We start from the raw sequence: 4,120 nt of genomic DNA, 5'->3' as shown, positions 1-4,120 counted from the left end.
CGCTTCCGAGGCCCAAGAGCGCTCCCTGCAGATTCGCCCGCGAATTCTTTCACAATCTCTGGAGCGTGGGAACGAGCCATTAGGGCATCGTGGCCGCTCATTCGCTCCATAACTTGTTGTTTTAGATTGCAATAATGTGGGGATACCTCAGGGTCCATTCCCTTTTACGACACCCTCCACCGGGTGGCGGAACAAAGATGGATCGAAGGGCCTCGCGGCGTCGCACGGCGGCGAAATCCGGGGCGTCGCTTCCTTGGATTTGCCGCGCAACGCCCACGGAGCCATCGAGCCACTCACCGTTTCCTATGGCCGCCGTGAGGCCGTGGCTGCTTCGAGTACCCGAGGAGGGTCATTCCGGTAGCGGGAGGCAAGCAAGTTAGAGTAGACGCCTTTCCGTGGTTGCGTGCGGAACGAGCGAGCTTTTCCGCGCTGACTGACCTGCCGCCGTGGCGCCCGATCGACCGGAAGCCATGGTGTCCAAAGAGATACGTCGATCCACTTCCCGCCGTGAGGATCAGGTCACACTCGCCTTCCGCGGCGCGGGCGATGAGAAGCTGCACGCGAGGAATCGCGTCCGCGATGTTGCGTGCGGTTACCGTGACCTGCTGCCCCACGATCGGGGCCAAGTTGGAATCGAAGGCCAACAGAAAGTCCTCGACCGCCCTTCTTTCCCGAAAGCCGATCTCCGGGTCGTTGGAGAACCCGCCGGGATTTCCCGGGTCCGAAGGTGGTTGCGGCGCGACGAATCGAAACAGGGTTGTCGAAATAAACCGCTCAATGGTGTCGATCGTACCGTCATGCTGGAACCCAAAGCCACGAATCTGTCTGCCCATGTGATTGTTCGCCCCGTCCTCGTTGTCGGATAGCAGCTTCGAGATCGGCGCCATGCCGAACATTCCGACCTTCTGGTACAGGTTTCTAACAGTGCGGAATCTTCATGGTCTGAGGTTCGAATTCGAAGCTATAGCTTCCATCCGTACCGAAGAATCCGGGATGTCGAACTCCGTGCTCCGCGTTTCCGTCTGGGTCGAGAGGATGACAGCCGTTGCAGGCAAAGAACCTGTCGGAGATTCTGTCGAAGTAGAAGTCATGACCGAACTGTTGCGCGTCCGTCAGCGAGTTGTCGAGGTTTTTCACCGGATTCGGCGGATAGGTAAGATCCAGCACGAACTCGGAGAACTTGCGAAACTGCTCACTGGTGAGCGGCTGGTCGTTTCCGTTTACGCCAACGAACGCCCCATTGAACTGCCGGAGCGCGGCCTTCTCATCGAAGCTTCCCGAATTAGGCTGATGGGACGCCTCGTCGTTGCCTCCGGTCCTGTCACCCCGCCAATGCATGGGGCCATGGTTGTCCAGGCCGCGCAGGCTCTGTGTCGTCATCGGTCCCTTCAGCGGTCGGAAGTGGACGGATGCCTCCATCCCGGCCGTTTCGGGAGTGAGCGTGAACGGGCCGGGGTTGTTAATCTCGGAGATATCCGGATCACCGAGATCCCAAGCGAGGCCGTCGAGGTTGCCGAAGACGTGACAACCCGCGCAGGAGTGATCGCCGTTGGCGCTGGTCAATTGCGCATCGTAGAGAAAGCGCCTCCCTTCCACGATGTGTCTGGGCTCGGGATTGAAAAACGCGAAGCTTCCCACCTCGGCCCCGGCTTCGAGGTCGACGACGGAAATGGCGTTGTTGAAGCGCGTCATGACGTACATGAGCCCCTTCTCTTCGTCGATGGCAAAACCGGAGGGACCACCGCCCGAAAGGGAGATTTGCGTGTTCTCGTTGGGCTCGAAGGAGTCATTCCTCAGTTTTCTGGTACGGAATACGCCGATCTTGTCGGAACCAAAGGCGGCGACGAAGAGATAGCGGCCGTTGGCGGGGAACTGAAGTCCCATGGGCAAGGCAAGGGCCTTGGCCTTGTTTTGGGGCGAGGGCGCATCGCAGCAGGGGACGTCGTGGTCGATATGCTTGTTGAGGTCGCGATGAAGCACATTGCCGTTCGGCTGGAGAATCGAGATGCGGTTTTCGAGAAACCGGCCGCGAAGCGAATGTCCCGCGAAGTACCCCTCGCCTTCGAAGCGCTCTTCGTTTCTGGCATCGGTGTTGGTAACGAACACCTCACCGGTCGCCGGATGAACGGCCATGTTGAAAAGGACGGTACCCACCCCGGCGTAGCTCTCCGACGCGGAGACCGTGGGGACATGGGTTCGGTTGTCGATAACGAAGACATCCTCGTCGGGAAGGGAGAAATAGACATGCTCATCCCAGGTTCGCCCCAATTCGTCCCGCCAGTGCTGCCCGTCGTATTTCACGATGAGGCTGGTCGGGGGCTGAAGGACTCCTTCGAAATTGGTTGTCGGCTCGGGCAGACCCTGGGTGTTGGTCACCACCTCCTCCGGAATTACGGTGGTGCCATTGCCGGTCAGAAAGCCGGCGGCATAGACCCGTGATCCATCGGGGCTGGCGGCAAGCGCACGCGGGGTGTCGGTAAACAACGTCAAGATGGTGAGGGGCTCGCCGCCGGCGACATCGGACTTCCAAGCCTTTTTCGCTTCAAAGACCCAGATGTCCGCTCGCCCTACCCCGGGTTCAGTGAACTGGGGATCGTGGGGGATGTTTTGACCCCTGTGGGCCGTGGTGATGAACGCCTTCTTGCTTTGTCGTCTGCTTTTCGCGAATACAATGTCGCGGGGCTCATCACCGACGTATAGCGTGTTGGCAACATGCCAAGAGCCGCGTCGGCGCCCGGAATCGTCTCTTTTGCGCAGGATGCTGACGCTGTCGGAGAGGTGATTGACCACCCAGACCTCCGAACGGTTGCGCACGGCGACCGCGACGGGCTCCAAGCCGACGCGAACGGAATCGACATGCTGCAGGCCGCGGCGCCCGATCTTCAAGATTTCGAGCGTGCCTGCAGGGGTGTTTACAGCAAACAGAAACCGCTTGTCCGGTGAAAGGGCGACGGGCCTCACCTGACCTGATTCAAAATGCGTAAAAGCAGTCTGGGTAACTGACATTTCTTCGGCAAAAGCAGGTCCCAATACAAGCGCAGTGGCAAGAAACAGGAAAAACGGAACCGTAGTCATGACCATAAAATCACCTCCCAATTTCATATTGGAAATATCCGTACTTGAAGAAAAGCTGAGGTATACCGCGTCAACCTACTTGGTGCCGACGTGGATGGATATCTCGCCAGAACTTCTGTACCGCTCATAGTCACACTGATACGACTTGTTTAGATCGTTCATCCGCCAGATTTCCTGCCATTTTTCGAATACCTTTTCGGGCCTTCCCTTTTCCACATCGAACCGACGATAGTTGGACGCGGGTATTTCAACCGCTGAGCACTCATCCGGTAGCTGTTCAGTATCTTGTACTGGCAACCCAATGAGAAAAGTATATTCGCCTTCGTTGCTTACTCCCTTATGTTCGAAATCCGTGTAAACAGCGAAGACATCGTCAGAGGTAGGATTGGGAATTTTTGCAGGCACTTGCTCTGAGAAGAAACGCTGCCATAGGGAAGGGATTGTTTGGGCTGCTTCCTGATTGTTGGTACGAATCGCAATACCTGCAACAACGCACGCGTATGAATCGATTTCTTGCATGGTGATTACCTCGTAAAGGATACTAAGGAACGTTGAAATCTAGTAGTCAGTCAACCATCTATTGATGTATACTAAGTTGATATCAATATTTCGGTTTTTCATTCAACCGATAATCTCGAAATTCGCCGTCAGCAATGACCGTAATTCACGGTGATAGTTGCGCGGATTCCGGAAGAATTCCTCACACGCTGACTTGAATTCGTCGAACGTTTCATAATACTGGTTATACAGCACTTTCTTTTTCAGAAATTTCCATAATCGCTCAATCAAATTCAGGTTCGGCGCATACGGGGGGGAGAAACATGAGCTGGATGCGGGAGGTCTTCAAGTAATTGTCAGGTCCCAAGAGGTTGCGGTCCTGCGCCGGGTCGATCTGAGCATCCGTGCCGGCGAACGGGTGGCGATAGTCGGCGCGTCCGGCTCGGGCAAGAGCACGCTGCTGCACTGCCTGGGGGCCTTGGAGCGGCCTTCGGCCGGCAAGGTCTACTGGGAAGGGCAGGACGCGGCCTCCCTATCGGAACGCACG

The 4,120-nt window shown here is 56.7% G+C and carries 5 protein-coding genes; 1 reads left to right on the top strand and 4 read right to left on the bottom strand.

The genetic code is table 11. The features are described from left to right. Positions 1–293: 293 nt before the first annotated feature. The 4 genes from BQ17_RS00050 to BQ17_RS24490 form a co-directional block, all read right to left on the bottom strand. A complete protein-coding gene (locus BQ17_RS00050) occupies positions 294–887 on the bottom strand; it encodes a hypothetical protein (RefSeq protein WP_141699006.1) in 594 nt (197 codons plus the stop codon). A gap of 31 nt (positions 888–918) precedes the next feature. Continuing rightward, positions 919–2,961, bottom strand: a complete 2,043-nt coding sequence (locus tag BQ17_RS00045) for a hypothetical protein (protein WP_089723717.1) — start codon at positions 2,959–2,961, stop codon at positions 919–921. Between the two features lie 189 nt (positions 2,962–3,150). Then, entirely contained in the window at positions 3,151–3,594 is a 444-nt protein-coding gene (locus tag BQ17_RS00040) for a GyrI-like domain-containing protein (protein ID WP_089723716.1), read from the bottom strand. A 102-nt stretch (positions 3,595–3,696) separates the two neighbouring features. After that, complete coding sequence (locus BQ17_RS24490) at positions 3,697–3,864, bottom strand: hypothetical protein (RefSeq protein WP_439645628.1); 168 nt, start codon at positions 3,862–3,864, stop codon at positions 3,697–3,699. Between BQ17_RS24490 and BQ17_RS00030 the strand changes: the two genes are divergently transcribed. Further along, positions 3,860–4,120 (top strand): ATP-binding cassette domain-containing protein (locus tag BQ17_RS00030; protein WP_439645629.1); only part of this gene is annotated, 261 nt, incomplete at its 3' end. The genes BQ17_RS24490 and BQ17_RS00030 overlap by 5 nt on opposite strands.

Origin of the sequence: Candidatus Thiosymbion oneisti, assembly GCF_900092655.1 — a bacterium.
Taxonomy (GTDB): Bacteria; Pseudomonadota; Gammaproteobacteria; order Chromatiales; family Chromatiaceae; genus Thiosymbion; species Thiosymbion oneisti.
The sequence above is the reverse complement of the archived record's forward strand: the minus strand, read 5'-3'. Positions and strand labels throughout refer to the sequence as shown.

Coding starts and splice junctions, on each gene's coding strand:
- BQ17_RS00050 (WP_141699006.1), bottom strand. CDS start 887: ATGGCGCCGATCTCGAAGCTGCTATCCGACAACGAGGACGGGGCGAAC.
- BQ17_RS00040 (WP_089723716.1), bottom strand. CDS start 3,594: ATGCAAGAAATCGATTCATACGCGTGCGTTGTTGCAGGTATTGCGATT.